Raw genomic sequence first — 26,196 nt, 5'->3', positions numbered from 1 at the left:
CGAATCACGAGCTACAGTTGAGGTCTCCAACCACTCATCAGGAGCCGCACCATGAGCCTCAGACTTGGCGATATCGCCCCCGATTTCGAACAGGATTCCAGCGCCGGCAAGATTCGTTTCCACGAATGGCTGGGCGATAGCTGGGGCGTGCTGTTCTCCCACCCGGCGGACTTCACCCCGGTGTGCACCACCGAGCTGGGCTTCACTGCCAAGCTCAAGGATGAGTTCACCCAACGTGGCGTGAAGGCTATTGCGCTGTCGGTCGATCCGGTGGACTCGCACCACAAGTGGATCGGTGACATCAACGAAACCCAGAACACCATCGTCAACTTCCCGATCCTGGCCGATGCCGATCGCAAGGTGTCCGATCTGTATGACCTGATCCATCCGAACGCCAACGACACCCTGACCGTTCGTTCGCTGTTCGTGATTGATCCGAACAAGAAGATCCGCCTGACCATCACCTACCCGGCCAGCACCGGGCGCAACTTCCACGAGATCCTGCGGGTGATCGATTCGCTGCAGCTCACCGACAACTACAAGGTGGCCACCCCGGCCAACTGGCAGGACGGTGACGAGGTGGTGATCGTGCCGTCGCTCAAGGACGAAGACGAAATCAAGCAACGTTTTCCGAAAGGCTACCGCGCGGTGAAGCCGTACCTGCGCCTCACCCCACAGCCCAACAAATAACCTACTTGGGATCGTTCCCACGCTCCGCGTGGGAATGAATACATGGACGCTCCGCGTCCACTGTGACGCAGAGCGTCACGGGCGGCATTCCCACGCGGACGGTTCGACGCCTCGACGTGGGAACGATCAGTCTGGGAGCGATCAGTACGAACCACGATGCAGGGTTTCAGGCCGTTTTCACGGCCTGTTTTTTTGCCCGCAGGAAAGTGAAATGCATATCTCCATAAAGAATAACCAAATGAATAAATATGATTTATGGATATATAAATCAGCTGGTAAGGTCACTGACATCGAAGCGAGATCGCAACCCGCGAATCGCCTGTAACGCGCAAGGAATTCTCTGAATGCTGGTCGTCTCACTCGGTGGCAGCCCTAGTCAACGTTCCCGGTCCGGGGTGTTGCTGGAGCGCTCGCAACGCTGGTTGCAGCAGCAAGGGGTGGAAGTGGTGAGTTATCAGGTGCGGGACTTCCCGGCCGAAGACTTGCTCCACGCTCGCTTCGACAGCCCGAAGGTGCTCGACCTGCTGCAACAGATTGAAAACGCCGATGGCCTGCTGATCGCCACGCCGGTGTACAAGGCGTCGTTTTCCGGCGCGCTGAAGACCGTGCTGGATCTGCTGCCCGAACGCGCCCTGAACCACAAGATTGTTCTGCCAATGGCCACCGGCGGCAGCATCGCCCACATGCTGGTGGTCGATTACGCCCTCAAGCCTGTGCTGTCGGCGTTGAAGGCCCAGGAAATGCTGCAAGGGATTTTTGCCGAGGACAGCCAGATCGCCTACGGCGAAGGCAGTGCCCAGGCGCAGTTGGCGCCGGCTCTGGAGCAGCGACTGCATGAGGCGCTGGACCAGTTTGTCAGCGCCATGGCCCGCCGGCCGAAGCCGCTGGAGCCGGGGCTGTTGAACGAACGTTTGTTGAGTGCTCGCTGGAGCATTTGAGCCACATCGAAACTTGAAGTACTCACCTTACTCAGCCGCCAACGGCCAAGCAGGTGCAGCCAAAACCCAACAGCAAAAAGGAGAGCGCTATGCGCACTGTATTTTTGCGTCGTGGTCTGGTCGCTCTGTTTGCTGCGGCTGTCACCTTCGGCGCCATCACTCAAGCTCAGGCCGAGACGCTACGAATCGGTTATCAGAAGTACGGCACGCTGGTGCTGCTCAAAGCCAAGGGCACTCTGGAGAAACGTCTCGCCGCCCAAGGCGTCGACGTGCAATGGACTGAATTCCCCGGCGGCCCGCAGTTGCTGGAAGGCCTGAACGTCGGCTCGATCGACTTCGGCGTCACCGGCGAAACCCCGCCGGTCTTCGCTCAGGCGGCCGGTGCCGATCTGCTCTACGTCGCCTACGAGCCACCAGCGCCGAACAGCGAAGCGATCCTCGTGCCGAAAGATTCGCCGATCAAATCGGTGGCGGATCTCAAGGGCAAGAAAGTCGCCCTGAACAAAGGCTCCAACGTCCACTACCTGCTGGTGCGTGCGCTGGAAGACGCCGGCCTCAAGTACACCGACATTCAAACCGTCTTCCTGCCGCCGGCCGATGCCCGCGCCGCGTTCGAACGCGGCAGCGTCGACGCCTGGGTCATCTGGGATCCGTACCAGGCCGCCGCCGAGAAACAGCTGCAAGCGCACACCCTGCGTGACGGCAAAGGCATCGTCGACAACCACCAGTTCTACCTGGCGACCAAACCCTACGCACAGAAAAATCCCGAGGTGATCAAGACCCTCGTGGAAGAAGTGCGCGCCGTCGGCGAGTGGTCCAGGGCCAACCCGGAAGACGTGACCCAACAGGTGTCGCCGCTGCTCGGCCTGCCGGCAGACATCACCCTGACCTCGGTGAAACGCCAGGGCTACGGCGCGCTGTTCCTGACCCCGGAAGTGGTCGCCGCACAACAGAAAATCGCCGACACCTTCTACCAGCTCAAGCTGATTCCCAAGCCATTGAGCATCAAGGACGTGATCTGGACCCCACCGGCCGCTGTGGCAAAAGCGCAGTAATTCGAATCCCCAAGGAGACCACTCCATGAGCCTCAACATCTTCTGGTTCCTGCCTACCCACGGCGACGGCCATTACCTTGGCACCGCCGAAGGCGCCCGCGCCGTCGACCACGGCTATCTGCAACAGGTCGCGCAAGCGGCGGATCGACTGGGTTTTGGCGGTGTGCTGATTCCCACCGGCCGTTCCTGCGAGGACTCGTGGCTGGTGGCGGCCTCGCTGATCCCGGTGACTCAGCGTCTGAAGTTTCTGGTCGCCCTGCGCCCCGGGATCATTTCCCCGACGGTGGCAGCGCGTCAGGCAGCAACGCTGGATCGTCTGTCTGGCGGTCGTGCGCTGTTCAACCTGGTGACCGGTGGCGATCCGGAAGAGTTGGCCGGCGACGGTCTGTTCCTCGATCACGAAGCGCGCTATCAGGCTTCGGTGGAGTTCACCCGGATCTGGCGCCGTGTGCTGGAAGGCGAAACCGTGGATTACGACGGCGAGCACATCAGCGTGAAGGGCGCCAAATTGCTCTATCCGCCGATCCAGCAACCGCGTCCGCCGCTGTATTTCGGTGGTTCGTCGGAAGCGGCGCAGGATCTGGCCGCCGAACAAGTGGAAATGGTCCTGACCTGGGGCGAGCCACCTGCAGCAGTCGCGGAGAAGATCGAACAGGTTCGCGCCAAAGCGGCCAAGCTCGGCCGCACCGTGCGCTTCGGCATTCGCCTGCATGTGATCGTGCGGGAAACCAACGCTGAAGCCTGGCAGGCGGCGGATCGCCTGATCTCGCATCTGGACGACGACACCATCAAACGTGCCCAGGCTTCGCTGGCGCGGTTCGATTCGGTCGGCCAGCAACGCATGGCCGCGCTGCACGGTGGCAGTCGCGACAACCTTGAAGTCAGCCCGAACCTGTGGGCCGGCGTCGGTCTGGTGCGCGGCGGTGCCGGTACCGCGCTGGTCGGCGATGGTCCGACTGTCGCTGCACGGGTGAAGGAATACGCGGATCTGGGCATCGATACCTTCATCTTCTCCGGTTATCCACACCTTGAAGAGTCGTATCGGGTGGCCGAACTGCTGTTCCCGCACCTCGACGTCGAGCGCCCGGAACTGCCGAAAAGCGCCGGTTACGTCAGCCCGTTCGGCGAGATGGTGGCCAACGACATTCTTCCCAAAGCCGCGTCCCAGAGCTGAGGCGCCGCCATGAAGAAATTTATCCACAGCCTCGCGCCCTGGGCGTTGCCGGTGTTGTTACTGGCGGTGTGGCAGTTGTCGGTGTCGGCCGGTTGGCTGTCGACGCGGATTCTGCCGGCGCCGGTGGCGGTGATCGAAGCCGGCGTCAGCCTGGTGCGCAGCGGCGAAATCTGGACGCACCTGGCAATCAGCGGCTGGCGCGCCGCGCTGGGGTTCACCATCGGTGGCAGCATCGGCCTGGTGCTGGGTTTCATCACCGGTCTGTCGAAGTGGGGCGAACGCCTGCTCGACAGTTCGGTGCAGATGATCCGCAACGTGCCGCACCTGGCGCTGATTCCGCTGGTGATCCTGTGGTTCGGCATCGATGAGTCGGCGAAGATTTTCCTGGTGGCGTTGGGCACGTTGTTCCCGATTTACCTCAACACCTATCACGGCATCCGCAACGTCGACCCGGCGCTGGTGGAAATGGCCCGCAGTTATGGCCTGTCCGGTTTCAGCCTGTTCTGGCAAGTGATTCTGCCGGGCGCGCTGCCTTCGATTCTGGTCGGCGTGCGCTTCGCCCTGGGTTTCATGTGGCTGACGCTGATCGTGGCGGAAACCATCTCCGCCAGCTCCGGCATCGGTTATCTGGCGATGAATGCCCGTGAGTTCTTGCAGACGGACGTAGTGGTGCTGGCGATTCTGCTGTACGCGGTGCTCGGCAAGCTGGCCGACCTCGCGGCCCGTGGACTTGAGCGTGTGTGGCTGCGCTGGCATCCGGCGTATCAAGTGGCGAAAGGAGGTGCGGCATGACCGCTCAACAACCTCCACGCCTGCTGCGCGGGATTCCGCTGGCGGTGCGCAACCTGCAAAAGACCTTCGGCTCGCGGCAAGTGCTGCGCGGCATCGATCTGCACATTCCGGCGGGGCAGTTTGTCGCTGTGGTCGGGCGCAGTGGTTGCGGCAAAAGTACATTGCTGCGCTTGCTCGCCGGCCTCGATCAACCCTCCGGCGGCGATCTGCTGGCCGGTGCTGCACCGCTCAGCGATGCGCGGAACGACACCCGGCTGATGTTCCAGGAAGCGCGACTGCTGCCGTGGAAAAAGATCATCGACAACGTCGGTCTCGGCCTCAAGGGCAACTGGCGCCCGCAAGCCTTGCAGGCGCTGGATGCGGTGGGCCTGGCGGATCGCGCCAATGAGTGGCCGGCGGCGCTGTCCGGCGGGCAGAAGCAGCGTGTGGCGCTGGCCCGGGCGCTGATTCATCAACCGCGTCTGTTGCTGCTCGACGAGCCGCTGGGCGCACTGGATGCGCTGACCCGGATCGAGATGCAGCAACTGATCGAACGTCTCTGGCAACAGCACGGTTTCACCGTGTTGCTGGTGACCCACGACGTCAGCGAGGCGGTGGCGATTGCCGACCGGGTGATTCTGATCGAGGACGGCGAAGTCGGCCTCGACCTGCAAGTGGAACTGCCGCGTCCTCGGGTGCGTGGTTCCCATCGGCTGGCGGCGCTGGAAACCGAAGTACTCAACCGTGTGTTGTCCCTGCCCGGCGAGCCGCCGGCGCCGGAACCCGTTTCACCCTTGCCTACGCAACTGCGTTGGGCTCAATAACTCAAGCAAACGACAGGAATCAATGCCATGACTATCAAAGCCATCAACGTACGCAACCAGTTCAAAGGCGCGATCAAGGAGATCGTTCTCGGCGACGTGCTGTCGGAAATCGACGTGCAGACCGCTTCCGGCATCGTCACGTCGGTGATCACCACCCGTTCGGTCAAGGAGCTGGAACTGGAGGTCGGCAGCGAAGTGATCGCCTTCGTGAAATCCACCGAGGTGTCCATCGCCAAGTTGTAAGAGCGTGGAACAAAAACAACCCCGAAGGGTGTGAGCCCTTCGGGGTTTTTTCATGGCTTGTGATCGGTGGTGCTGCCTTCGCGAGCAAGCTCGCTCCCACCGATTCAGTGCCACCCACCAATATTGCGAGCGCCACAAATCCCTGTGGGAGCGAGCTTGCTCGCGATGAGGCCGGTGAGTGCGCTAGAGGATTCTTTTCGGCAGATACGGCGGCAGATACAGCCCGATGTAAGCATCGAACACCCGCATGCCTTCCTCGGCCATGCGCGGGGTGATCTGTCCGTGCTGCTGCACCGAACGGGCATAGACGCGGTCGCCCAGCTCCATGGCCAGCGCGAATACGTCCACGTCATCGGGCAGTCGCGGCAGTTCGAAGTGATGGTCGAACAACTTGTGCATCAGGTCGCCCAGTTCGAGATCGTGCTGACGGTCGGCCTGAGTGACTTCGGTGAGGCCGTGCTGGGCGAGGATCAGTTGGCGGGCGGCGGCATCTTCGCCGTAGATCTCCAGCATCCGCTCCTCGACCAATCGCGACAGGTCACGCCAGTCGCGCAGGGCATCGTGATCGATCGGCGCTTGCAGGCAGGCGCGGAAGGCAGCGTGCACATCTGCGGTGAGCGCTTCGAGCAGCGCCGGGACGCTGGCGAAGAAGTGGTAGACCGAGGAGGGCGGAATCTGCGCGCGCTCGGCCACGCTGTAGATCGACAGGCTCGCCACGCCCTCGGCGGCCAGCAGCGTGCGCGCGGCGTCGAGTATCGAATCGATCCGCGCCTGACTGCGGGCACGGGGTTTGCGGACGGGGGCGGGACGCGTCATGAAAGTCTCCTGCGGGGCAGCGGGCATTGTACGAGCCGGGTTCCGTGTTGTCTGCCCGGACGCCATCGCTGGCAAGTCGAGTCGTCGCACCGCAGCTCCCACATGTTCTTCGTCGAACATGCATTCCGAGCACAACAACATTCCTTGTGGGAGCTGGCTTGCCAGCGATCCGCCGCAGGCGGCCATTCACACAAGAAACAGGTAATTAATGTTCGGCCAATAAAAAAAACGCCGCTGGCTGAGAAGCCAACGGCGTTTTCCTTTGCTGCAGTCCGCTTAAACGGTGTGCAGGTACCAGTTGTACTCAAGGTCGGAGATGGAGTGTTCGAACTCCTCCAGCTCGCTTTCCTTACAGGCGACGAAGATATCGATGTATTTCGGATCGATGTACTTGGCCATCACCTCGCTGTCGTCCAGCTCGCGCAGGGCATCGCGCAAGTTGTTCGGCAGGCTCTGCTCGTTCTGCTCGTAGCTGTTGCCTTCGACCGGAGCGCCCGGTTCGATCTTGTTGACCAGACCGTGGTGCACGCCCGCCAGCACCGAAGCCATCAGCAGGTACGGGTTGGCGTCGGCGCCGGCCACGCGGTGTTCCAGACGGACCGCGTCGGCGGAGCCGGTCGGTACGCGCAGGGCTACGGTGCGGTTGTCCAGGCCCCAGCTCGGCGAGTTCGGCACGTAGAACTGTGCGCCGAAACGACGGTAGGAGTTGACGTTCGGGCAGAGGAAAGCCATCTGCGCGGGCAGGGTCTCGAGCACACCGCCGATCGCGTGACGCAGCGCGGCGTTCTGCTCGGGATCCTCGCTGGCAAAAATGTTTTTGCCTTCTTTGTCGAGAACCGAAATGTGGACATGCAGACCGTTGCCAGCCTGGCCCGGGTACGGCTTGGCCATGAAAGTGGTGTCCATTTCATGGTCGTAGGCGATGTTCTTGATCAGACGCTTGAGCAGGACCGCGTAGTCGCATGCCTTGATCGGGTCGGCGACGTGGTGCAGGTTCACTTCGAACTGCGCCGGGGCACTTTCCTTGACGATGGCGTCGGCCGGGATGCCTTGCTCTTTGGCGCCTTCCAGAATGTCCTGGAGGCAGTCGACGTATTCGTCGAGGTCGTCGATCAGGTAAACCTGGGTCGAATGCGGGCGTTTGCCGGAGATCGGCGAGCGTGGCGGCTGAGGGCGGCCGTTCACGTTTTCCTGGTCGATCAGGTAGAACTCGAGTTCGAACGCGGCGCAGATGGTCAGGCCGAGCTCGTCAAACTTTGCAACAACTTGACGGAGCACTTCGCGCGGGTCGGCGAAGAATGGGTCACCTTCGAGTTCGTGCATGGTCATCAGCAATTGCGCGGTCGGGCGCTTCTGCCATGGCTCGTTGCACAGGGTATCGGGGATCGGATAGCAGATACGGTCGGCGTCGCCGATGTCCAGGCCCAGGCCGGTGCTTTCCACCGTCGAACCATTGATATCCAGAGCAAATAGAGAGGCCGGCAGGTTGATGCCTTTCTCGTAAACCTTGTGGAGGCTGGTGCGTTCGATGCGCTTGCCGCGCACCACACCATTCATATCCGCAATCAGAAGGTCAACGTACAGAACCTCAGGATGTTCCTTAAGGAACGCGTTCGCTTCGTTAAGCTGAACGGCACGCGGGGGTACCGACATGATGCAACACCTTTGTTGTTAAAAATATCAATCATTGATCTTTTCTGGTTTCAGTCAACCCGAACGGCCTGCCGAAGTCAAGCGAGGCCTTTTCTGCCCTGAAAAAGCGCCGCGAGGGCATTTATGGGGCACTTTGGGGCATTTTTTTATCCGTGAAGGACGCGCCACCCGCAGGCTTGAGCAGGCCGTGTTGTATTTTTTACGGGGGTGTTGTGTAAAAAAATGAACAAGGCTAAGCTCGGATCAAACCCATAACAGCAATAATACCGGGGTGCTTCATGTCTCGCCTGCCGTTAATCGGCGTCACCGACTGCTCTTTGCAGTCCGGTCTGCATGCTTATCACATCAGTGGCGACACGTCCGTCCGCAGCGCGGCCAGCAAGGCCTGCAACGTGCCAGCGATCTCCCTGCCCATGGCAGATCGAGCGGCAGCGTCCGATATTCTGGACGTGTGCGAGGGCATCCTCTTTAGCGGTTCTCCTTTCAATATAGATCTCTTTCCCGCTCCCGGCCTGCACCGCGTTCGTCGCCGTGCCCGTGATTCTGCACGCCCGGGATGTGCACAGGAAATGCAACGCCAGCGTAAAGGGCAGGTAAGCTCCTCCTTCATTGTCTATGCGCGGTGCCGGGCGTAAGCCGGCACTGCGCGCAAGCAAGGCCCTTTAACGCGACGCCTGGTGCGTCAAACTTGCCTGACATGCGTCAGGAGACTCAGCCCAGAGGCATTTATGAGTAACAACCTCGACCAGCTCACCGATTGGTTGAAAGACCACAAGATCACAGAAGTCGAATGCATGATCGGCGACCTGACCGGCATCACCCGGGGCAAGATCTCGCCGACCAACAAGTTCATCGCCGAAAAAGGCATGCGCCTGCCAGAGAGCGTTCTGTTGCAGACCGTGACCGGCGACTACGTCGAAGACGACATCTATTACGAACTGCTCGACCCGGCCGACATCGACATGATCTGCCGTCCCGACCAGAACGCCGTGTACCTGGTGCCATGGGCCATCGAGCCGACCGCCCAGGTGATCCACGACACCTACGACAAGCAAGGCAACCCGATCGAGCTGTCGCCGCGCAACGTGCTCAAGAAAGTCCTGAAACTCTATGCCGACAAGGGCTGGCAGCCGATCGTGGCGCCGGAAATGGAGTTCTACCTGACCAAGCGCAGCGACGACCCCGACTATCCGTTGCAGCCGCCGGTCGGCCGTTCCGGGCGTCCGGAAATCGGTCGTCAGTCGTTCTCCATCGAAGCGGCGAACGAATTCGATCCGCTGTTCGAAGACGTCTACGACTGGTGCGAATTGCAGGAGCTGGACCTCGACACGCTGATCCACGAGGACGGCACAGCGCAGATGGAAATCAACTTCCGTCACGGCGATGCCCTGTCGCTGGCCGACCAGATCCTGGTGTTCAAGCGCACCATGCGTGAGGCCGCCCTCAAGCACAACGTGGCCGCGACCTTCATGGCCAAGCCGATGACCGGCGAGCCGGGCAGTGCCATGCACCTGCACCAGAGCATCATCGACATCGAGACCGGCAAGAACGTGTTCTCCAATGAAGACGGGACCATGAGCCAGCTGTTCCTGCACCACATCGGTGGCCTGCAGAAACTGATCCCTGAGCTGTTGCCGCTGTTCGCACCGAACGTCAACTCGTTCCGCCGCTTCCTGCCGGACACCTCCGCGCCAGTAAACGTGGAATGGGGCGAAGAAAACCGCACCGTGGGCCTGCGCGTCCCGGATGCTGGCCCGCAGAACCGCCGGGTGGAAAACCGCCTGCCGGGCGCCGACGCCAACCCGTACCTGGCGATTGCCGCGAGCCTGCTCTGCGGCTACATCGGCATGGTGGAGGGCATCAACCCGAGCGCGCCGGTCGTGGGCCGTGGCTACGAACGCCGCAACCTGCGCCTGCCGCTGACCATCGAAGATGCGCTGGAGCGCATGGAAAACAGCGCGACCATCGAGAAATACCTGGGCAAGACCTTCATCACCGGTTACGTCGCGGTCAAGCGGGCCGAGCATGAAAACTTCAAGCGCGTGATCAGTTCGTGGGAGCGTGAGTACCTGCTCTTCGCCGTCTGATACGCCGGGCGCGGTGGCCAGCCGCCGCGCCTTCACCGATAACAAGGAGAATTGGCATGACCAGCAACAACCCGCAAACCCGTGAGTGGCAAGCCCTCAGCAGCGATCACCACCTGGCCCCGTTCAGCGACTTCAAGCAGCTGAAAGAAAAGGGTCCACGGATCATCACCAACGCCAAGGGCGTGTACCTGTGGGACAGCGAGGGCAACAAGATCCTCGATGGCATGGCGGGTCTGTGGTGTGTGGCGATCGGTTATGGACGCGATGAGCTGGCCGATGCGGCCGCCAGGCAAATGCGCGAACTGCCTTACTACAACCTGTTCTTCCAGACCGCGCACCCGCCGGCACTGGAACTGGCCAAGGCCATCGCCGACGTGGCGCCGGAGGGCATGAACCACGTGTTCTTCACCGGTTCCGGTTCCGAAGGCAACGACACCATGCTGCGCATGGTTCGCCACTATTGGGCGATCAAGGGCCAGCCGAACAAGAAAGTCATCATCAGCCGCAAGAACGGCTACCACGGCTCCACCGTGGCCGGCGCGAGCCTGGGCGGCATGACTTATATGCACGAGCAAGGCGACTTGCCGATTCCGGGCATCGTCCACATCGCCCAGCCGTACTGGTTCGCCGAAGGCGGCGACATGACCCCGGAAGAGTTCGGGATCTGGGCGGCCAATCAGCTGGAAGAGAAGATTCTCGAAGTTGGCGTGGATAACGTCGGTGCGTTTATTGCCGAGCCGATCCAGGGTGCCGGCGGCGTGATCATTCCGCCAGACACCTACTGGCCGCGTATCAAGGAAATCCTCGCCAAGTACGACATCCTGTTCGTGGCCGATGAAGTGATCTGCGGTTTCGGCCGTACCGGCCAATGGTTCGGCAGCGATTTCTACGACCTCAAGCCGCACATGATGACCATCGCCAAAGGCCTGACGTCCGGCTACATCCCGATGGGTGGCCTGATCGTGCGTGACGAAGTGGTGGCGGTGCTCAACGAAGGCGGCGACTTCAACCACGGCTTCACCTACTCCGGGCACCCGGTGGCGGCGGCGGTGGGTCTGGAAAACATCCGGATTCTGCGCGAAGAGAAAATCATCGATCGCGCTCATGAAGAAACGGCACCGTATTTGCAGAAGCGTCTGCGCGAACTGAACGATCACCCGTTGGTGGGTGAAGTGCGCGGCGTCGGTCTGCTGGGGGCCATCGAGCTGGTGCAGGACAAGGCCACTCGCAAGCGTTACGAAGGCAAGGGTGTGGGCATGATCTGCCGTCAGTTCTGCTTCGACAACGGGCTGATCATGCGTGCCGTGGGCGACACCATGATCATCGCGCCGCCGCTGGTGATCAGCAAGGCGGAGATCGATGAGCTGGTGACAAAGGCACGCAAGTGTCTGGACCTGACCCTGAGTGCGTTGCAGGGGTAAGTGCTAGGCTCTGAGCGATGGAGCTGTTGCGCTGTCGCCCGGAGCTGTCAGAAAGGCTGGTCTTTTCTTGAAAGACCGCCTCGGATCTTGCCAGACTAGCCGCGGTTCCAGTTGTCCGGGTTCGGCCGCTGAACAAAGTGGTTCAAAAAAGAAAAATTTGGAGCATTAACGCATGAAGGCATTAGGCAAAAAGCTCGCTGGCAAGACTCTGCTCGCCATGTCCCTGATGGGCGTGATGGCGGGTGCGGTCCAGGCGGACGACAAGGTGTTGCACGTTTACAACTGGTCCGACTACATCGCGCCGGACACGGTTGCCAATTTCGAAAAAGAGACGGGCATCAAGGTCGTCTATGACGTTTTCGACAGCAACGAAACCCTGGAAGCCAAGCTGCTGGCCGGCAAATCCGGTTACGACATCGTGGTGCCTTCCAACAACTTCCTGGCCAAGCAGATCAAGGCCGGCGTTTATCAGGAACTGGACAAGTCCAAGCTGACGAACTGGAAGAACCTCGACGAAGACCTGCTCAAGGCTGTTGGCGACGCCAGCGACCCGGGCAACAAGCACGCGTTCCCGTACATGTGGGGTTCGATCGGCATCGGCTACAACCCGGAGAAGGTCAAGGCTGCGCTGGGCGTCGACAAGATCGATTCCTGGGACATCGTGTTCAAGCCTGAAAACATCGAAAAGCTGAAAAGCTGCGGCGTGAGCTTCCTCGACGCGCCGACCGAAATGATTCCGGCGGCTTTGCACTACCTGGGCAAACCGACCAACAGCAAAGACAAGGCTGACCTGAAAGCCGCCGAGGACCTGTTCCTCAAAGTGCGTCCTTCGGTTGCCTACTTCCACTCCTCGAAGTACATCTCGGACCTGGCCAACGGCAACATCTGCGTAGCCGTCGGTTACTCGGGTGACCTGGAACAATCCAAGACCCGAGCCAAGGAAGCCGGTGACAAGGTCAAACTGGCCTACACCATTCCGAAAGAAGGTGCCGGTACTTTCTACGACATGGTCGCCATTCCAAAGGATGCCGAAAACGTCGAAGCCGCCTACAAGTTCATGAACTACCTGCTCGAGCCGAAAGTGATGGCCGAAATCACCAACGCCGTGCGTTTCCCGAACGGCAACAAGGCGGCCACGCCGCTGGTGGACAAGGAAATCACCAGCGATCCGAGCATCTACCCTTCGGCTGAAGTGAAGAAGCAGCTCTATGCGATCAGCGATCTGGACGCGGCCACCCTGCGCCTGATCACTCGCAGCTGGACCAAGATCAAATCCGGTAAATAAGCCGGTTTGAAGCAGTCACCGCTGGCCGTCGCCTTCACCCGGGCGGCCAGTGGTGCAATTAAATGACAGAAAGTTTTGCTGGAACGGTTTTTCGAAGGTAAGTTGCGCGCCGGTTTTGTTGCCGGGCAACCGTGACTGTCATGCAGCACGGGGCAACTTGGGCCCAACTAAATTAGAGGACCTCCACTTGCCTATTTTTTCTTCTTTGCGCAATGCCCTGCTGGCCGCTGCCGGCCTGACGTTCGCTGTCGGTGCCCAGGCCGCCGGTACTGTGCATATTTATAACTGGTCGGATTACATCGGCGAGACCACCCTGGCCGATTTCCAGAAAGACACCGGGATCAAACCGGTCTACGACGTGTTCGACTCCAACGAAACCCTGGAGGGCAAACTGCTCGCCGGGCGTACCGGTTACGACGTGGTCGTGCCGTCGAACCACTTCCTCGGCAAGCAGATCAAGGCGGGCGCTTTCCAGAAGCTCGACAAGGCGCAGCTGTCGAACTATTCCAATCTTGATCCGGTGCTGCTCAAGCGTCTGGAACAGAACGATCCGGGCAACCTCTACGCCGTACCGTACCTGTGGGGCACCAACGGCATCGGCTACAACGTCGATAAAGTGAAGGCCGTGCTGGGCGTCGACAAGATCGACTCCTGGAGCGTGCTGTTCGAGCCGGAGAACATCAAGAAGCTGCACAGCTGCGGCGTGGCGTTCCTCGATTCGGCCGATGAAATGATGCCGACCGTGCTCAACTACATGGGCCTGAACGCCAACAGCACCGATCCCAAGGATTACGCCAAGGCCACGGACAAACTGCTGGCGGTGCGTCCTTACGTGACCTACTTCCATTCCTCGAAATACATCGGCGACCTGGCCAACGGCGACATCTGCGTGGCCATCGGATTCTCCGGCGACATCTTCCAGGCCAAGCACCGCGCCGAAGAAGCCAAGAAAGGCGTGAACATCGCCTACTCGATCCCGAAAGAGGGCGGTGCGCTGTGGTTCGACATGCTGGCGATTCCGAAGGATTCGGCCAACGTCAAAGAGGCCCACGCCTTCATCAACTATTTGCTGAAACCTGAGGTGATCGCCCAGGTCAGTGATTACGTCGGTTACGCCAACCCCAACCCGGGTTCGGACAAGCTGATGGAGCAATCCATCCGCACCGACGAGTCGGTTTATCCACCGCAGGCCGTGCTCGACAAGACCTACGTGTCGATCGAGTTGCCGCCGAACATTCAGCGTTTGATGACCCGCAGCTGGACCAAGGTCAAGTCGGGTAAATAGCTTCAACGTACAAACTATCCTGGGTTCGTCTTGCGTGGGCGAACTGCACTCTTTTTTTCTGGGAGTTTTGTAAATGGCAGTTGCCTCCGGCGCCTATAAGAAAGCCCTCGAGGGCGACCAGACACCGAAACAGGTGCTGGTCAAAATCGACCGGGTCACGAAGAAGTTCGACGAGACGGTTGCCGTGGACGATGTGTCCCTGGAAATCAAGAAGGGCGAGATCTTCGCCCTGCTCGGCGGTTCGGGATCGGGCAAATCCACTCTGCTGCGGATGCTGGCAGGGTTCGAACGGCCCACGGAGGGGCGCATTTTCCTCGACGGCGTCGACATCACCGACATGCCGCCGTACGAGCGACCGATCAACATGATGTTCCAGTCCTACGCCCTGTTCCCGCACATGACCGTGGCGCAGAACATCGCCTTCGGCCTGCAGCAGGACAAGATTCCCAAGGCCGAGATCGACGCCCGCGTGGCCGAAATGCTCAAACTGGTGCAGATGAGCCAGTACGCCAAGCGCAAGCCGCATCAGTTGTCCGGCGGCCAGCGTCAGCGTGTGGCGCTGGCGCGTTCGCTGGCCAAGCGGCCTAAACTGCTGCTGCTCGACGAACCGATGGGCGCACTGGACAAGAAACTGCGTTCTCAGATGCAGCTTGAGCTGGTGGAAATCATCGAGCGCGTTGGCGTGACCTGCGTGATGGTGACCCACGACCAGGAAGAGGCCATGACCATGGCCGAGCGCATCGCGATCATGCACCTGGGCTGGATCGCCCAGATCGGCAGCCCGATCGACATCTACGAAACCCCGACCAGCCGTCTGGTCTGCGAATTCATCGGTAACGTGAACATCTTCGAAGGTGAAGTGATCGACGACGCCGAAGGCCACGCGAGCATCACCTGCAAGGACCTCGACCGGCAGATCTACGTCGGCCACGGCATCAGCACCTCGGTGCAGGACAAGTCCGTGACCTACGCGATCCGTCCGGAAAAACTGCTGGTCACCGCCGACCAGCCGACCTGCGAATACAACTGGTCGAGCGGCAAGGTGCATGACATCGCCTACCTCGGCGGTCACTCGGTGTTCTACGTCGAATTGCCGAGCGGCAAGCTGGTGCAGTCGTTCGTGGCCAACGCCGAACGCCGTGGCGCACGTCCGACCTGGGGCGATCAGGTCTACGTGTGGTGGGAAGACGACAGCGGCGTGGTACTTCGCTCATGAACATGCGCAAATTCAAACGCCGGCTCAATCGAAGAATTCCCGGTGGCCGTCAGCTGGTCATCGGGGTTCCGTTCATCTGGCTGTTCCTGTTCTTCATGCTGCCGTTCTTCATCGTCCTGAAGATCAGCTTCGCCGAAGCGGACGTGGCGATCCCGCCGTACACCGAGATCTACACCTACGCCGAGCAGAAGCTGCAACTGCTGCTGAACCTGGGCAACTACGCGATGCTCGGCGACGACGAGCTGTACATCGCCGCTTACCTCGGCTCGCTGAAGATGGCGTTTTTCAGCACGCTGCTGTGCCTGTTGATCGGCTACCCCATGGCCTACGCCATCGCCAGCGCCCGCAAAGAGCTGCAGACGGTGCTGGTGCTGCTGATCATGATGCCGACCTGGACCGCAATCCTGATCCGCGTGTATGCGTGGATGGGCATCCTCAGCAATAACGGCCTGCTCAACGGCTTCCTGATGAGCATGGGTTTGATCGACGAGCCGCTGCAGATCCTCAACACCAACCTGGCGGTGTACATCGGCGTCGTCTATTCGTACCTGCCCTTCATGATCCTGCCGCTGTACGCCAACCTGGTGAAGCACGACACCAGCCTGCTGGAGGCCGCTTCCGACCTGGGTTCGAGCACCTTCAACAGCTTCTGGAAAATCACCGTGCCGCTGTCCAAGAACGGCATCATCGCCGGCTGCATGCTGGTGTTCATTCCGGTGGTGGGCGAGTTCGTGATCCCGGAACTGCTCGGCGGTCCGGAAACCCTGATGATCGGTAAAGTGCTCTGGCAAGAGTTCTTCAACAACCGTGACTGGCCGGTGGCGTCCGCCCTGGCGGTGGTGATGCTGGCGATCCTGATCGTGCCGATCATCCTGTTCAACCGCAGTCAGGCCAAGGAAATGGAGGGTAAAGAATGAAGCGCTTCCGTTTCTCCAGCCTGATGCTGGTGCTCGGCCTGTTGTTCATTTACCTGCCGATGCTGATCCTGGTGATCTACTCGTTCAACGCATCCAAACTGGTGACGGTGTGGGGCGGCTGGTCGGTGAAGTGGTACGTCGGCCTGCTCGACAACTCGCAACTGATGGGCTCGGTGGTGCGCTCGCTGGAAATCGCCTGCTACACCGCGATTGCCGCCGTGGCGCTGGGTACGCTGGCAGCCTTCGTGCTGACCCGCATCACCCGCTTCAAGGGCCGCACGCTGTTCGGTGGCCTGGTCACCGCGCCGCTGGTCATGCCTGAGGTGATTACCGGTCTGTCGCTGTTGCTGCTGTTCGTGGCCATGGCGCAGATGATCGGCTGGCCGCAGGAGCGCGGCATCGTCACCATCTGGATCGCCCACACCACGTTCTGTGCGGCGTATGTGGCGGTGGTGGTCTCGGCGCGTCTGCGTGAGCTGGATCTGTCGATCGAAGAAGCGGCGATGGACCTCGGTGCGCGGCCGTGGAAGGTGTTCTTCCTGATCACCATCCCGATGATCGCGCCGTCGCTGGCGGCGGGCGGCATGATGTCGTTCGCGCTGTCGCTGGACGACCTGGTATTGGCGAGCTTCGTCTCCGGCCCGGGTTCGACGACCCTGCCGATGGAAGTGTTCTCGGCGGTGCGTCTGGGCGTCAAGCCTGAGATCAACGCCGTGGCCAGTCTGATTCTGCTGGCGGTGTCACTGGTGACCTTCATGGTCTGGTTCTTCAGCCGCCGTGCCGAAGAAGCCCGCAAGAAAGCGATTCAGCAGGCCATCGAAGAAGGCGCTGCCGATTCGTGGAAGCAACCGGACGTGCGCCGGGCGCCGACGCCGGAAGCGGCTTAAGCAGTCATGGGGCTGGTCACAACTCTGTGATCAACCCCAATCCCTGTGGGAGCGGGCTTGCCCGCGATAGCGTCGTTCCATTCAACATTGATGTTGGCTGTGATGACGCCATCGCTGGCAAGTCGAGTCGTCGCACCGCAGCTCCCACAGGTTTATCTGCGGTCAGGCAACCCACGGGGATTTGCGGATGACTTCAACGAAGTTCATCGGCTTGAACCCCGGCGCCTGATCCTTCAGCACATCGCTCTTCACATTGCCGAACGTAGTCTGCGGACGATGACGCAAGCCGTCGGCGAACGCGCAGATGATGCACTCCTTGAAGCCCTCGCCCCGTGGATGCGCATGCACTACCGCCTCGCGCTGCACCGTGGTGAACGCCGCGTAGTCCATGCCCAGCACATCCATCTCGACGCCTGCGGTCACCAGCGCCACGGTCGGACGCAGATGCTTCGGTACACCCGGCGTGGTGTGCAGGGCGATCGACAGCCAGACCTGTTCGATGTCGTCATCACTCAACCCGTACGGTTTTAGAAACGCGGCGGCTGCGTTGGCACCATCGACTTCGAAGCGCTCGTCATCGCTGCGGTGACCTTCGACCAGACCCAGGTCGTGGAACATCGCGCCGACGTACAGCAGCTCCGGATCGTAGGCCAGTTGCTGACGCTCACCGCTCAAGGCGCCGAACAGAAATACCCGGCGCGAGTGGTGGTAAAGCAGGTCGGATTCGATGTCGCGGATGTACTCGGTGGTGGCCCGGGCGAGGGCGCTGTCGGGGATCTGGATACCGGCGATGGTCGTGGTCATGTTGAGCTTCCTCGTCGAAAACGCCGTCACGGCGCTGATGGAGAAAGTCTGTTCCCGGGGGCTAAACCGGACAATCGATCCATGGCTGCGATCCTTGCCATTCCACCTGCAAATCGTGCCAGCTCGCTTCTGCGGCGAGGATTGGCTAGGGTTGGCGCTGATCCGCCATTCCCCGAGAGCCGAGATTGCCATGAACAGAACCGTCGCCATCGTGGTGTTCCCCGGCGTGCAGGCGCTGGACGTCAGCGGGCCGATGGACGTGTTTGCCGAGGCCAACCGCTTCCTGGCGCCGGAGGATCATTACCGGCTCGAGGTGATCGGCGTCGAGCGCGGGCCGATGGCGTGTTCCAACGGGCTGACCCTGAGTGCGCACCGGCATTTCAGCGAAGCGTCGCAGGTTTACGATTTGCTGCTGGTGGCGGGCGGGCCGCAGTTGCCGTTCCTGGATTTCGGCGAGACGTTCGATGCCTGGCTGCGCGAGGCCTGTGGGCGGTCGCGGCGATTCGGCTCGATCTGCAACGGCGCGTTCATGCTCGCCCGTGCCGGGTTGCTGGACGGGCGTACGGTCACCACCCACTGGAACGACGCCGAAGCGCTGGCGCAGTTGTGCCCGTCGAGCCGGGTCGAGGCTGATCGCTTGTACGTCGAGGATGGCCAGCTCTACACCTCGGCGGGGGTGACGGCGGGGATCGATCTGTCGCTGTATCTGCTGGCGCGTGATCACGGGTCCGAGGTCGCGCTGAGCGTGGCCAAGCGGCTGGTGGTGTTCACCCAGCGCTCGGGCGGGCAGTCGCAGTTCAGTCCGTTCCTCACGCCCCATGCAGAGCCGACGTCGGCGGTGGCGATGGTGCAGCTGTATGTGCTGGCCAATCTCACCGGCGACCTGACCATTGCCGACCTGGCGAATGCCGCGAACATGAGTGCGCGGAATTTCTCCCGGGTGTTTGCCAGGGAGGCGAAAGTCACCCCGGCGGAGTTCGTCGAGCGGGCGCGGGTGGATGCGGCGCGGGTGATGCTCGAAAGCACCACGGCGCCGCTGAAGACGGTGGCGTATCAGTGCGGATTTCGTGATGCGCAACACATGCGCAGCGTGTTCAACCGGCGGCTGGGGGGGACGCCGCAGCAGTTTCGGCTGAATTTTGCGGCGATGGTTTGAGCGGCGCTTATTGCGCCGCTCGCGCCGGCAACAGCTTCAAGGTACTTCGCGTATTCGCTGTCACCTCCTCATCACTGAAATGCGCCTGCACATACATCCCGTCCACATACGCTTCCGCCTGATCGTCATAGTGGCTGTCGAACGGCACGCCGCTCTGGCCGACCGGGTTGATCGTCAGGCTGTGAGCCGGGTCAGCGAAGTCCACCAACCGGCGGGTCGACGGGCCGTAGGTCACCGGCCACGGCGCGGGGCCGATCTTGGCCGAGAGGTTGTTCGGCACTTCATGGGAGCCCGGTGCGGCGAAGGGGCCGACATTGAAAATGCGATCCAGCGGCTTCTGCTGACCCAACGGATGACCATGGGTCAGGGTGTGGGCCTTGCCCCATTGCCAGCCGGAAGCATCATCACCGAGGGTCGACTTCAGGTGCGCCATGCTCGCCTGCCACGCGACGCGCACGGTGTCGACGCGGGTCTCCTTGTTCGGCGTGCTGCGGTTGTCCCACCACGGTGAATCGGCATTCGCCGCGAGCCGGGGCAGGGCCGCATCGATCACCCGGGTCGACAGCAGGGTTTCGAAGAAATCATTGCCCAGCTCATCGCGCATTGCCGCGTCGGCGAGGTTGAACAGGAACTGGTTGAACACTGTCGCACTGACCGAATCCAGCGGATAGTCGCCTTGCCACTGGGCCAGTTGCTCAATCAGCTTCTGCTCGGCGGGATTGCCCGCCACCTCCCGCAGCACTGGCAGCAACGGCGCCAGCAGACGCGGACCGTAACCGGTGGTGGTGCCCAGTTGCAGCTTCTGGTTGGCTTCGTTGTCCCACTTCACGTTCTTGTCGGCGAGCTGGCGGTTGAGCTGCTGGCCACGGTCGGCGAGGTTGTAGTAACCGGGGATCTCCATGCCGGTCGGCGACACGGGCTGGAAGTTGGCCGAGACGATATAGCCGCGCGCCGGGTTCTCTTCCTGCGGGTTGGCGCTGAACGGGAAGTAGCCGTCCTTGTCCGCCTGATTGCCGCTGCCGTCGAGAATGAAGCCAGGCTTCACCCCGGCCGGCCGTTTGGGCAGAAGGGCCGAGGCCCACCAGGCGATATCGCCCTTGGCGTTGGCGTAGACGATGTTCAGCCCCGGCGCCTGCACCTTGGCCGCAGCGGCGCGAGCCTTGGCCAGGGTGTCGGCGCGGTTGAGCTGGTAGAAACCTTCGAGGATCGGATTCGGCGTTTCGAGGAATGCCCACCACATCGCAATCGGGGTTTTCCCGGCGGCGCTGCCGAGGGCGTCATTGACGATCGGCCCGTGGGGCGACCGACGCAGGGTGATGGTCACCGGCGTCTGGCCTTTCACGGCGATCTGCTGCTCGGTCTTGACCATGTCGGTCCACTGGCCGCGATACCAGACCTGATCCGGGTTATCCGGATTGACCTTCTCGGCGATCAGGTCCAGGTCATCGTTCTGGAACATGGTCAGGCTCCAGCCGAAATCCAGGTTGTGGCCGAGAAACGCAAACGGCACCAGCGCCTGATGATGGCCGTAGAGTTCAAACCCCGGCGCCGACAATTGCGCCTCGTACCACACCGACGGCACCGAAAAGCGAATGTGCGGATCGCCCGCCAGTAAGGGTTTGGCGCCCTTGCTGCGGCTGCCGGCGATGACCCAGGCGTTGCTGCCTTCGAACTGCGGCAGGCCGTTGTCGATCAGCGCCTGTTCGCTGACGCGGGCGAGGGTGCTCAGGTCTTTCCAGTCTTCGGCGGCGAGGGCCGGTGCGGTGCCGGCGTGGTCCTTGGCGAGCACGCCCTTGGGCTGCCAGTCGAGGTCGAAGACGTTGAGGTAATCGGCGCCCAGTTGATCTCGCACGTAGGTCAGCAGCGGTTCAGTGCGAAACGCGGCGGCAAAGCTGTAGGCCATGTAGCCGGCGACGCTGATGCTGTCCTCGGCGGTGAACGGCCGCTTGGGGATGCCCAGCACGTCGAACTCGACAGGGGCGGCGTGCGAGTCCTGATATTGATTGATACCGTCCAGATAGGCTTGCAGGGCCTTCCACGCCGGTGACTGCTTGTCGAGGCCAGCCACGTAACTGGCGGCCCGCTCGCGGATGCGCAGGCTGCGGAACAACTTGTCGGTGTCGAGCAGCTTCGGCCCGAGCACTTCGGCCAGCTCGCCCCGGGCCAGGCGGCGCATGGCTTCCATCTGAAAGAGGCGATCCTGGGCGTGCACATAACCGAGGGCGCGGTAAAGGTCAGTCTCGTTTTCGGCCCGGATGTGCGGCACGCCGCGCTCGTCGTAACGCACGGTCACCGAACCTTGCAGGTTGCGCAACTCCACCTGGCCCTGGCGCGTCGGTTGCTTGCTGTACACGTACCAGCCGCCGGCGGCGAGCAGGACAACGATGAGCAAGGCAAGAACGGTGAACACGCGTTTCATGGTGACTCCTTGTGCATTCGGGATTGCCGCCCGTGCGGGCTGCAAACAATTAGCACACGCCTCGTGTGCTGCGCATCGCCGTCCTTGAAATGTCCGGAATGCCTTACTTCGTTTCCGCCGGCCACGGGCAATAACACCCAACCGCCAACGTATGAGTCGCATTGACCGGACGATCATCACTCAACGCTTGCAGGATCGGTTCGATAAAACTGTTGCTGGAGTTGCACGTCAGGCCTTCGCTGTACGGGCCGAAGTACGCCAGTTTGCCGCTGCGGTCCCAGATCGCCACGGCCGGGCTCGCGGGAATCTGTTCAGAGCCGGGCAGCACCGCGATGGTTTTGAGATTGCTGAGGGTGGCGGGCAACTGGCCATGGCTGCCGGCCTTCTGCACCGCGAAGAACTCAACGCCCTTGGGGCCGAACTGTTCGACCATTTCGGTCAGGTGCTGTTGATTGCCGACGTTGCACGGGCAGGCCGGGTCCCAGAAGTGCACCAGACGGATATTGCCGGGGCCGGCGAGGTCGGCGGGCAGGCGCAGCGGGTCGCCGGAAAACACCGCGGTGTGCTCGCTGAAGGCGCGCAGGTAGCGGCCCTGAAACCAGTCGTACGCAGCCCACAGCACGCCGGCACACACGATGGCGAGCAGGCTGGCAAACAGTGCGGTGCGGTAGGGCGAACGCATGGTTTTCGATCCTCGAAGGCCGGCTAGCTTGCCATGCTTGCTTCTACAGATGAATATCGCAGGCCGATAAAGTCCGTTTACCGTTCTGGAATTGCCCATGTCTGTTGCCTTCGATCCCGATCATCTGCGTGCGAGCCTCAAGCCTCTGGCCGAGTGGCAGCCGTTGTCCGAGGAGGCGAAGGCGTATCAGCGGTTCTACAAGACCGACTTTCCGGAGCGTGATGTCTGGCGTGGGATGGGCCGGTTCGACGTCGATGGTTATGAGCTGGTCAGTCATTGCTGGTGGCCGGCGGAAACGGCCAAGGCCACGCTGTTTCTGGTGCACGGTTTTTATGATCACACCGGCCTCTACCGGCATGTGATCGAGTGGGCGCTGGATCAGGGCTTCGCGGTGATTGCCTGCGACCTGCCGGGGCATGGTCTGTCCAGCGGCGAGCGGGCGAGCATCCGCGACTTCTCCGAATATCAGGATGCGCTGCAAGGCCTGTTCGCCGAGGCGCGCTCGATTGCCTTGCCGCAGCCGTGGCACCTGTGCGGGCAAAGCACCGGTGGGGCGATCATTGTCGATCACGTGCTCAACCATGGCGAAAACAGCCCGGCGCAAGGCCAGCTGATTCTGCTGGCACCGTTGGTGCGTCCGCGGGCCTGGGGCTGGTCGCAGTTCAGTTATTACCTGCTGCGGCCCTTCGTTCGGGGCATCGCCCGGCGGTTCAGCGAGAACTCCAACGACCCGGATTTCCTGCCGTTCCTGCAGGCCGATCCGTTGCAGCCAAAACGCTTGCCGACCGCATGGGTCGGGGCGTTGTCACGCTGGATCAACCGGGTGGAATACGCGAAGAAAAGTCCGCGCCGGCCATTGATCGTTCAGGGCCAGGCGGACATGACCGTGGACTGGCAGCACAACCTGCAAGTGATGAAGTGGAAGTTCGACCGGCCGCAGATTCTGTTGCTGGCCGAGGCGCGGCATCACCTGGCCAATGAGACGGCGGAAATGCGCGAGGAGTATTTCGAGTTCTTGAGCAAGCGGATCAAGGGCCGCAACCCCTAGTGATCGAGATGGCCTCATCGCTGGCAAGCCAGCTCCCACAATTTTTCCAGTGCTCACATAATTTTTGATCGACTGAAAACCCTGTGGGAGCTGGCTTGCCAGCGATGGCGGACTGTCAGGCGACAGAGATCACTGACTGAGGTTCGAGGTGCTCTGGCCGACGGCCAGCCCGGCGCGGATCGCGGCCAGCGCGGCCTGATAGTAGGCCTTGCCTTCGGTGGACTCGGCAAAGGTCGCGAACTCTTCCAGCTCTTCATCCGACAGATCACGATAGACGTAGAGCAGCGTGTTGTTCAGGTCGGCACCGATCTGATCCATCAGGCGCTGGCGTTGACCGTTCAACATGCCCTGGGCCTGACCGCCGCCGAGCAGGCCGGGGATCATCGAGCTCAGGCTGTCCGCCGCCACACCGGCAATCGCCAGACTGACTTCGGCGCCGGCTTCGCGCGCGGGCAGGGCCTGGGCGAGGTGGCCGATGATCAGCAGGCGGCTGTCGCTGGCCGGCATCTTCGGCAGGCCCTTGGCGTTTTTTGCCAATTGATCGCGACGGGTCGCCAGCAGTTCGGCGGCGACGATCTTCTTGCCCAGCGGTGACTGAAAGAATGACAGGGCCGGTTTCGGATCGGCGAGGTTCTTGCGCAGTTGCGCTTCGGCGCGTTGATCCACGGCCTGGGGGGCGAAGCGCTGATTGCTGTTGTTCACCAGCGCCTGAAACACCGCCGGCGGCAGGCTGTTCTGGTAACGCTGCTGCGCGGCACTCAGGGCGTCGTTGAAATGCGCGCGTTGTTCTGGCCAGCCGGCGACCTTGTACAACTGGTCGTGGCCGTCCGCCCAGGCGGGCAAAACGCAGAACATCAACAGTGAAAGAAGCAAACGGCGCATAAGGACTCCTGTCGGCAGCCGACTATTCTCCGTGCGGTGCCAGTACTTGTCGAGAATTCGTATCAAGCCGCCGCGTGGCTCTGTCGGATTTCTTGCCGCAGGCATACTATGCGCGCCATGCAAATATCCTCTGATCACCCGCTGCTGTTACGTATCGTCGACGACCTGGCCGAGCGCGGCTGGTCGCAGCAGAACATTTTCCTGCCTGCGGATTTGACCCGCGCACTGGCGGCCGAGTGCCGCAAACGTGACGCCGAAGGTGAACTGGCGCCGGCGGGGGTCGGACGTGGCCCGTTTTCGGAGATCCGCGAGGGGATTCGTGGCGACCATATCCAGTGGATCGACCCCGGTCAGGCCGAGGCCAGCGACCGCTACCTGAACCTGATGGACAGCCTGCGTGAAGCGCTCAACCGCGGGTTGTTCCTGGGGCTTGAAGACTTCGAGTGCCACTTCGCGCTGTACCCGCCGGGGGCTTTCTATCGCAAGCATGTCGACCGTTTCCGCGACGATGACCGGCGCATGGTCTCGGCGGTGATCTACCTCAATGACGGCTGGCTACCGGAGGATGGCGGGCAACTGCGCATGTACCTGGAGAATGACCGCGTTCATGACGTACAGCCTACGGGCGGTTGTCTGGTGGTGTTTCTCTCCGGCGAAGTCCCTCATGAAGTGTTGCCAGCCAGCCGCGAGCGGCTGTCGCTGACAGGCTGGTTCCGCCGCCGTGGCAACGAGCCGTTCTGAGATGCACAGGATTCTGGTCAGTCGCTGCCTGCTTGGCCATCGCGTGCGTTACGACGGTGGGGCCAGCGGGCCGTTCGATCTGCTGGAACAGTGGATTGCCGAAGGGCGAGTAGTGCCGCTGTGCCCGGAAGTCGCCGGTGGCTTGCCGACGCCACGAGCGGCAGCGGAGATTCCCGGCGGGCAGGGTAGCGAAGTGCTGGACGGGCTCGCTTCGGTGATCACCACCGAGGGCGAAGATGTCAGTTCACAGTTTCTCGACGGCGCACGGCAGGCGCTGGCGCTGGTGCAAAAGCACGGGATTCGGGTGGCGGTGCTCAAGGCCAACAGTCCTTCGTGCGGGAATCTGTTGACCTATGACGGGACGTTCAGTGGGGTGAAGGTGAGTGGCGAGGGCGTCACGGCAGCCTTGCTCAAGCGCCATGGCGTGCAGGTTTTCAGCGAACTTGAGTTGCCGCAAGCCGCACGGGCCCTGACACATCTCGACTAATCCCGCACCTCAAACACTGTGGGAGCGAGCTTGCTCGCGATTGCGTATTGTCAGTACCGGTATTTGTGGCTGACAGACCGCTTTCGCGAGCAAGCTCGCTCCCACATGGAAATTGCGCTCATTTCAGGTCTTCAGTGGCCTGCGCGCTCAACCACTTCTTCGACAACGCCTCCAGCCGCCCGTCCGCCCTGATCCGCTGCAAGGCATTCTCAAGGCTCACGTGAAACGCCGGGTTGCCCTTCTGAAACGGAATCGCCAGTTCCACCGGCGGCATAACCTTCGGCTTTTCCTCAGTCAGCGTCTGGACCAGCACCAGAGGGCGCGGCTGCTCATCCTTTTTCGCCAGCAACTGCGCATTGACCTGCGTGTAAGGCTCGCTCACGTCGAAACGATCCTTGAGTTCCGGGGTCAGTGCTATGTGGTTGAGCGCGACGTCGTACTTGCCGCTTTCAACGCCCTGGAGCAGATCGGCTTCGTCGGTGACGATGAAGTCGGCGCGCACATCCAGTTCGTTGGCCAGCAGTTGCCCAAGCTCGACCTCGAACCCCGTGAGCGTGTCGCCGTCCTTGAAATTGAAGGGCGGTGTATTAGCCTCAAGGGCTATGCGCAACTCGCCACGGTCGTAGACGTCGTCAATCAGTTCGGCATGAGCCAGCGGGCTCAGAAGGGGTAGCAGGCAGATCAGGCCAGGCAGAAAACGCATGGTCACTCCTTT

The 26,196-nt window shown here is 61.5% G+C and carries 26 protein-coding genes; 19 read left to right on the top strand and 7 right to left on the bottom strand.

The window, feature by feature from the left end; translation table 11 throughout:
• Positions 1–51 precede the first annotated feature (51 nt).
• From IHQ43_RS27860 to IHQ43_RS27830, 7 genes are all read left to right on the top strand, one after another.
• A complete protein-coding gene (locus tag IHQ43_RS27860) occupies positions 52–690 on the top strand; it encodes a peroxiredoxin (protein ID WP_192562772.1) in 639 nt (212 codons plus the stop codon).
• A 344-nt stretch (positions 691–1,034) separates the two neighbouring features.
• A complete protein-coding gene (ssuE, locus tag IHQ43_RS27855) occupies positions 1,035–1,628 on the top strand; it encodes an NADPH-dependent FMN reductase (protein ID WP_011336454.1) in 594 nt (197 codons plus the stop codon).
• An 89-nt stretch (positions 1,629–1,717) separates the two neighbouring features.
• Entirely contained in the window at positions 1,718–2,683 is a 966-nt protein-coding gene (locus tag IHQ43_RS27850) for a sulfonate ABC transporter substrate-binding protein (protein WP_192562771.1), read from the top strand.
• A 25-nt stretch (positions 2,684–2,708) separates the two neighbouring features.
• A complete protein-coding gene (gene ssuD / locus IHQ43_RS27845; protein WP_011336452.1) occupies positions 2,709–3,857 on the top strand; it encodes an FMNH2-dependent alkanesulfonate monooxygenase in 1,149 nt (382 codons plus the stop codon).
• A gap of 9 nt (positions 3,858–3,866) precedes the next feature.
• A complete protein-coding gene (gene ssuC, locus IHQ43_RS27840) occupies positions 3,867–4,649 on the top strand; it encodes an aliphatic sulfonate ABC transporter permease SsuC (RefSeq protein ID WP_011336451.1) in 783 nt (260 codons plus the stop codon).
• A complete protein-coding gene (gene ssuB / locus IHQ43_RS27835) occupies positions 4,646–5,452 on the top strand; it encodes an aliphatic sulfonates ABC transporter ATP-binding protein (RefSeq protein ID WP_192562770.1) in 807 nt (268 codons plus the stop codon). The genes ssuC and ssuB overlap by 4 nt, the downstream gene beginning before the upstream one ends.
• 27 nt (positions 5,453–5,479) lie before the next feature.
• The gene (locus tag IHQ43_RS27830; protein ID WP_007953520.1) at positions 5,480–5,695 is read left to right on the top strand and encodes a TOBE domain-containing protein; all 216 of its coding nucleotides are present in this window, start codon (positions 5,480–5,482) and stop codon (positions 5,693–5,695) included.
• 183 nt (positions 5,696–5,878) lie between these two features.
• Here IHQ43_RS27830 and IHQ43_RS27825 read toward each other — a convergent pair whose 3' ends face one another.
• Positions 5,879–6,511, bottom strand: coding sequence for a TetR/AcrR family transcriptional regulator (locus IHQ43_RS27825; RefSeq protein WP_039765384.1), 633 nt, complete (start codon positions 6,509–6,511; stop codon positions 5,879–5,881).
• Positions 6,512–6,787: 276 nt separating this feature from the next.
• Positions 6,788–8,164, bottom strand: coding sequence for a glutamine synthetase family protein (locus tag IHQ43_RS27820; RefSeq protein ID WP_007953516.1), 1,377 nt, complete (start codon positions 8,162–8,164; stop codon positions 6,788–6,790).
• A 278-nt stretch (positions 8,165–8,442) separates the two neighbouring features.
• On the opposite strand from IHQ43_RS27820, the gene IHQ43_RS27815 reads away from it, so the two are divergent.
• The 8 genes from IHQ43_RS27815 to IHQ43_RS27780 all read left to right on the top strand — a co-directional run bounded on the left by IHQ43_RS27815 (position 8,443) and on the right by IHQ43_RS27780 (position 17,262).
• The gene (locus tag IHQ43_RS27815; RefSeq protein WP_127800512.1) at positions 8,443–8,799 is read left to right on the top strand and encodes a gamma-glutamyl-gamma-aminobutyrate hydrolase family protein; all 357 of its coding nucleotides are present in this window, start codon (positions 8,443–8,445) and stop codon (positions 8,797–8,799) included.
• 93 nt (positions 8,800–8,892) lie between these two features.
• Positions 8,893–10,251 carry a glutamine synthetase family protein gene (locus tag IHQ43_RS27810; RefSeq protein WP_007953514.1) on the top strand — a complete coding sequence of 453 codons (1,359 nt, stop codon included), beginning with the start codon at positions 8,893–8,895 and terminating at the stop codon, positions 10,249–10,251.
• Between the two features lie 56 nt (positions 10,252–10,307).
• A complete protein-coding gene (locus IHQ43_RS27805) occupies positions 10,308–11,672 on the top strand; it encodes an aspartate aminotransferase family protein (protein ID WP_192562769.1) in 1,365 nt (454 codons plus the stop codon).
• Positions 11,673–11,844: 172 nt separating this feature from the next.
• The gene (locus tag IHQ43_RS27800; protein WP_115079590.1) at positions 11,845–12,957 is read left to right on the top strand and encodes a polyamine ABC transporter substrate-binding protein; all 1,113 of its coding nucleotides are present in this window, start codon (positions 11,845–11,847) and stop codon (positions 12,955–12,957) included.
• A 187-nt stretch (positions 12,958–13,144) separates the two neighbouring features.
• Positions 13,145–14,242, top strand: coding sequence for a polyamine ABC transporter substrate-binding protein (locus IHQ43_RS27795; RefSeq protein WP_192562768.1), 1,098 nt, complete (start codon positions 13,145–13,147; stop codon positions 14,240–14,242).
• A 73-nt stretch (positions 14,243–14,315) separates the two neighbouring features.
• On the top strand, positions 14,316–15,458 hold the full coding sequence (locus tag IHQ43_RS27790) for an ABC transporter ATP-binding protein (RefSeq protein ID WP_192562767.1): 1,143 nt from the start codon (positions 14,316–14,318) through the stop codon (positions 15,456–15,458).
• Positions 15,459–15,493: 35 nt separating this feature from the next.
• Positions 15,494–16,375: an ABC transporter permease subunit gene (locus tag IHQ43_RS27785; protein WP_170844921.1), complete on the top strand. Its 882-nt coding sequence runs from the start codon at positions 15,494–15,496 to the stop codon at positions 16,373–16,375.
• On the top strand, positions 16,372–17,262 hold the full coding sequence (locus IHQ43_RS27780) for an ABC transporter permease subunit (RefSeq protein WP_192562766.1): 891 nt from the start codon (positions 16,372–16,374) through the stop codon (positions 17,260–17,262). The genes IHQ43_RS27785 and IHQ43_RS27780 overlap by 4 nt, the downstream gene beginning before the upstream one ends.
• Positions 17,263–17,424: 162 nt before the next feature.
• Here the strand turns inward: IHQ43_RS27780 and IHQ43_RS27775 are convergent, their stop codons facing one another.
• On the bottom strand, positions 17,425–18,066 hold the full coding sequence (locus IHQ43_RS27775) for an HD domain-containing protein (protein WP_192562765.1): 642 nt from the start codon (positions 18,064–18,066) through the stop codon (positions 17,425–17,427).
• Between the two features lie 190 nt (positions 18,067–18,256).
• Between IHQ43_RS27775 and IHQ43_RS27770 the strand changes: the two genes are divergently transcribed.
• A complete protein-coding gene (locus tag IHQ43_RS27770) occupies positions 18,257–19,222 on the top strand; it encodes a GlxA family transcriptional regulator (RefSeq protein WP_192562764.1) in 966 nt (321 codons plus the stop codon).
• A gap of 7 nt (positions 19,223–19,229) precedes the next feature.
• Here the strand turns inward: IHQ43_RS27770 and IHQ43_RS27765 are convergent, their stop codons facing one another.
• On the bottom strand, positions 19,230–21,641 hold the full coding sequence (locus IHQ43_RS27765; RefSeq protein WP_192562763.1) for a penicillin acylase family protein: 2,412 nt from the start codon (positions 21,639–21,641) through the stop codon (positions 19,230–19,232).
• Positions 21,642–21,744: 103 nt separating this feature from the next.
• Positions 21,745–22,323, bottom strand: coding sequence for a DUF6436 domain-containing protein (locus IHQ43_RS27760; RefSeq protein WP_192562762.1), 579 nt, complete (start codon positions 22,321–22,323; stop codon positions 21,745–21,747).
• Between the two features lie 97 nt (positions 22,324–22,420).
• Between IHQ43_RS27760 and bipL the strand changes: the two genes are divergently transcribed.
• Positions 22,421–23,371: a phospholipase BipL gene (gene bipL / locus IHQ43_RS27755; RefSeq protein ID WP_192562761.1), complete on the top strand. Its 951-nt coding sequence runs from the start codon at positions 22,421–22,423 to the stop codon at positions 23,369–23,371.
• Positions 23,372–23,500: 129 nt separating this feature from the next.
• On the opposite strand, the gene IHQ43_RS27750 is transcribed toward bipL, so the two are convergent.
• The gene (locus IHQ43_RS27750) at positions 23,501–24,253 is read right to left on the bottom strand and encodes a DUF2059 domain-containing protein (RefSeq protein WP_192562760.1); all 753 of its coding nucleotides are present in this window, start codon (positions 24,251–24,253) and stop codon (positions 23,501–23,503) included.
• A 108-nt stretch (positions 24,254–24,361) separates the two neighbouring features.
• On the opposite strand from IHQ43_RS27750, the gene IHQ43_RS27745 reads away from it, so the two are divergent.
• Both IHQ43_RS27745 and IHQ43_RS27740 read left to right on the top strand, forming a co-directional pair.
• Positions 24,362–24,994 carry a 2OG-Fe(II) oxygenase gene (locus IHQ43_RS27745; protein WP_007953495.1) on the top strand — a complete coding sequence of 211 codons (633 nt, stop codon included), beginning with the start codon at positions 24,362–24,364 and terminating at the stop codon, positions 24,992–24,994.
• 1 nt (position 24,995) lies between these two features.
• A complete protein-coding gene (locus tag IHQ43_RS27740) occupies positions 24,996–25,481 on the top strand; it encodes a 2-thiouracil desulfurase family protein (protein ID WP_192562759.1) in 486 nt (161 codons plus the stop codon).
• A 118-nt stretch (positions 25,482–25,599) separates the two neighbouring features.
• Here IHQ43_RS27740 and IHQ43_RS27735 read toward each other — a convergent pair whose 3' ends face one another.
• A complete protein-coding gene (locus IHQ43_RS27735) occupies positions 25,600–26,184 on the bottom strand; it encodes a transporter substrate-binding domain-containing protein (RefSeq protein WP_192562758.1) in 585 nt (194 codons plus the stop codon).
• Between the last annotated feature and the right edge of the window lie 12 nt (positions 26,185–26,196).

The organism is Pseudomonas gozinkensis, from assembly GCF_014863585.1.
Lineage (GTDB): Bacteria > Pseudomonadota > Gammaproteobacteria > Pseudomonadales > Pseudomonadaceae > Aquipseudomonas > Aquipseudomonas gozinkensis.
Note: the sequence above shows the minus strand (reverse complement) of the source record. Positions and strands in the feature narration are given on the sequence as shown.

Bases quoted from the DNA above. Each gene is read 5' to 3' on its own strand.
- IHQ43_RS27860 (WP_192562772.1), top strand. From the start codon at position 52: ATGAGCCTCAGACTTGGCGATATCGCCCCCGATTTCGAACAGGATTCC.
- ssuE (WP_011336454.1), top strand. From the start codon at position 1,035: ATGCTGGTCGTCTCACTCGGTGGCAGCCCTAGTCAACGTTCCCGGTCC.
- IHQ43_RS27850 (WP_192562771.1), top strand. From the start codon at position 1,718: ATGCGCACTGTATTTTTGCGTCGTGGTCTGGTCGCTCTGTTTGCTGCG.
- ssuD (WP_011336452.1), top strand. From the start codon at position 2,709: ATGAGCCTCAACATCTTCTGGTTCCTGCCTACCCACGGCGACGGCCAT.
- ssuC (WP_011336451.1), top strand. From the start codon at position 3,867: ATGAAGAAATTTATCCACAGCCTCGCGCCCTGGGCGTTGCCGGTGTTG.
- ssuB (WP_192562770.1), top strand. From the start codon at position 4,646: ATGACCGCTCAACAACCTCCACGCCTGCTGCGCGGGATTCCGCTGGCG.
- IHQ43_RS27830 (WP_007953520.1), top strand. From the start codon at position 5,480: ATGACTATCAAAGCCATCAACGTACGCAACCAGTTCAAAGGCGCGATC.
- IHQ43_RS27825 (WP_039765384.1), bottom strand. From the start codon at position 6,511: ATGACGCGTCCCGCCCCCGTCCGCAAACCCCGTGCCCGCAGTCAGGCG.
- IHQ43_RS27820 (WP_007953516.1), bottom strand. From the start codon at position 8,164: ATGTCGGTACCCCCGCGTGCCGTTCAGCTTAACGAAGCGAACGCGTTC.
- IHQ43_RS27815 (WP_127800512.1), top strand. From the start codon at position 8,443: ATGTCTCGCCTGCCGTTAATCGGCGTCACCGACTGCTCTTTGCAGTCC.
- IHQ43_RS27810 (WP_007953514.1), top strand. From the start codon at position 8,893: ATGAGTAACAACCTCGACCAGCTCACCGATTGGTTGAAAGACCACAAG.
- IHQ43_RS27805 (WP_192562769.1), top strand. From the start codon at position 10,308: ATGACCAGCAACAACCCGCAAACCCGTGAGTGGCAAGCCCTCAGCAGC.
- IHQ43_RS27800 (WP_115079590.1), top strand. From the start codon at position 11,845: ATGAAGGCATTAGGCAAAAAGCTCGCTGGCAAGACTCTGCTCGCCATG.
- IHQ43_RS27790 (WP_192562767.1), top strand. From the start codon at position 14,316: ATGGCAGTTGCCTCCGGCGCCTATAAGAAAGCCCTCGAGGGCGACCAG.
- IHQ43_RS27780 (WP_192562766.1), top strand. From the start codon at position 16,372: ATGAAGCGCTTCCGTTTCTCCAGCCTGATGCTGGTGCTCGGCCTGTTG.
- IHQ43_RS27775 (WP_192562765.1), bottom strand. From the start codon at position 18,066: ATGACCACGACCATCGCCGGTATCCAGATCCCCGACAGCGCCCTCGCC.
- IHQ43_RS27770 (WP_192562764.1), top strand. From the start codon at position 18,257: ATGAACAGAACCGTCGCCATCGTGGTGTTCCCCGGCGTGCAGGCGCTG.
- IHQ43_RS27765 (WP_192562763.1), bottom strand. From the start codon at position 21,641: ATGAAACGCGTGTTCACCGTTCTTGCCTTGCTCATCGTTGTCCTGCTC.
- IHQ43_RS27760 (WP_192562762.1), bottom strand. From the start codon at position 22,323: ATGCGTTCGCCCTACCGCACCGCACTGTTTGCCAGCCTGCTCGCCATC.
- bipL (WP_192562761.1), top strand. From the start codon at position 22,421: ATGTCTGTTGCCTTCGATCCCGATCATCTGCGTGCGAGCCTCAAGCCT.
- IHQ43_RS27750 (WP_192562760.1), bottom strand. From the start codon at position 24,253: ATGCGCCGTTTGCTTCTTTCACTGTTGATGTTCTGCGTTTTGCCCGCC.
- IHQ43_RS27745 (WP_007953495.1), top strand. From the start codon at position 24,362: ATGCGCGCCATGCAAATATCCTCTGATCACCCGCTGCTGTTACGTATC.
- IHQ43_RS27740 (WP_192562759.1), top strand. From the start codon at position 24,996: ATGCACAGGATTCTGGTCAGTCGCTGCCTGCTTGGCCATCGCGTGCGT.
- IHQ43_RS27735 (WP_192562758.1), bottom strand. From the start codon at position 26,184: ATGCGTTTTCTGCCTGGCCTGATCTGCCTGCTACCCCTTCTGAGCCCG.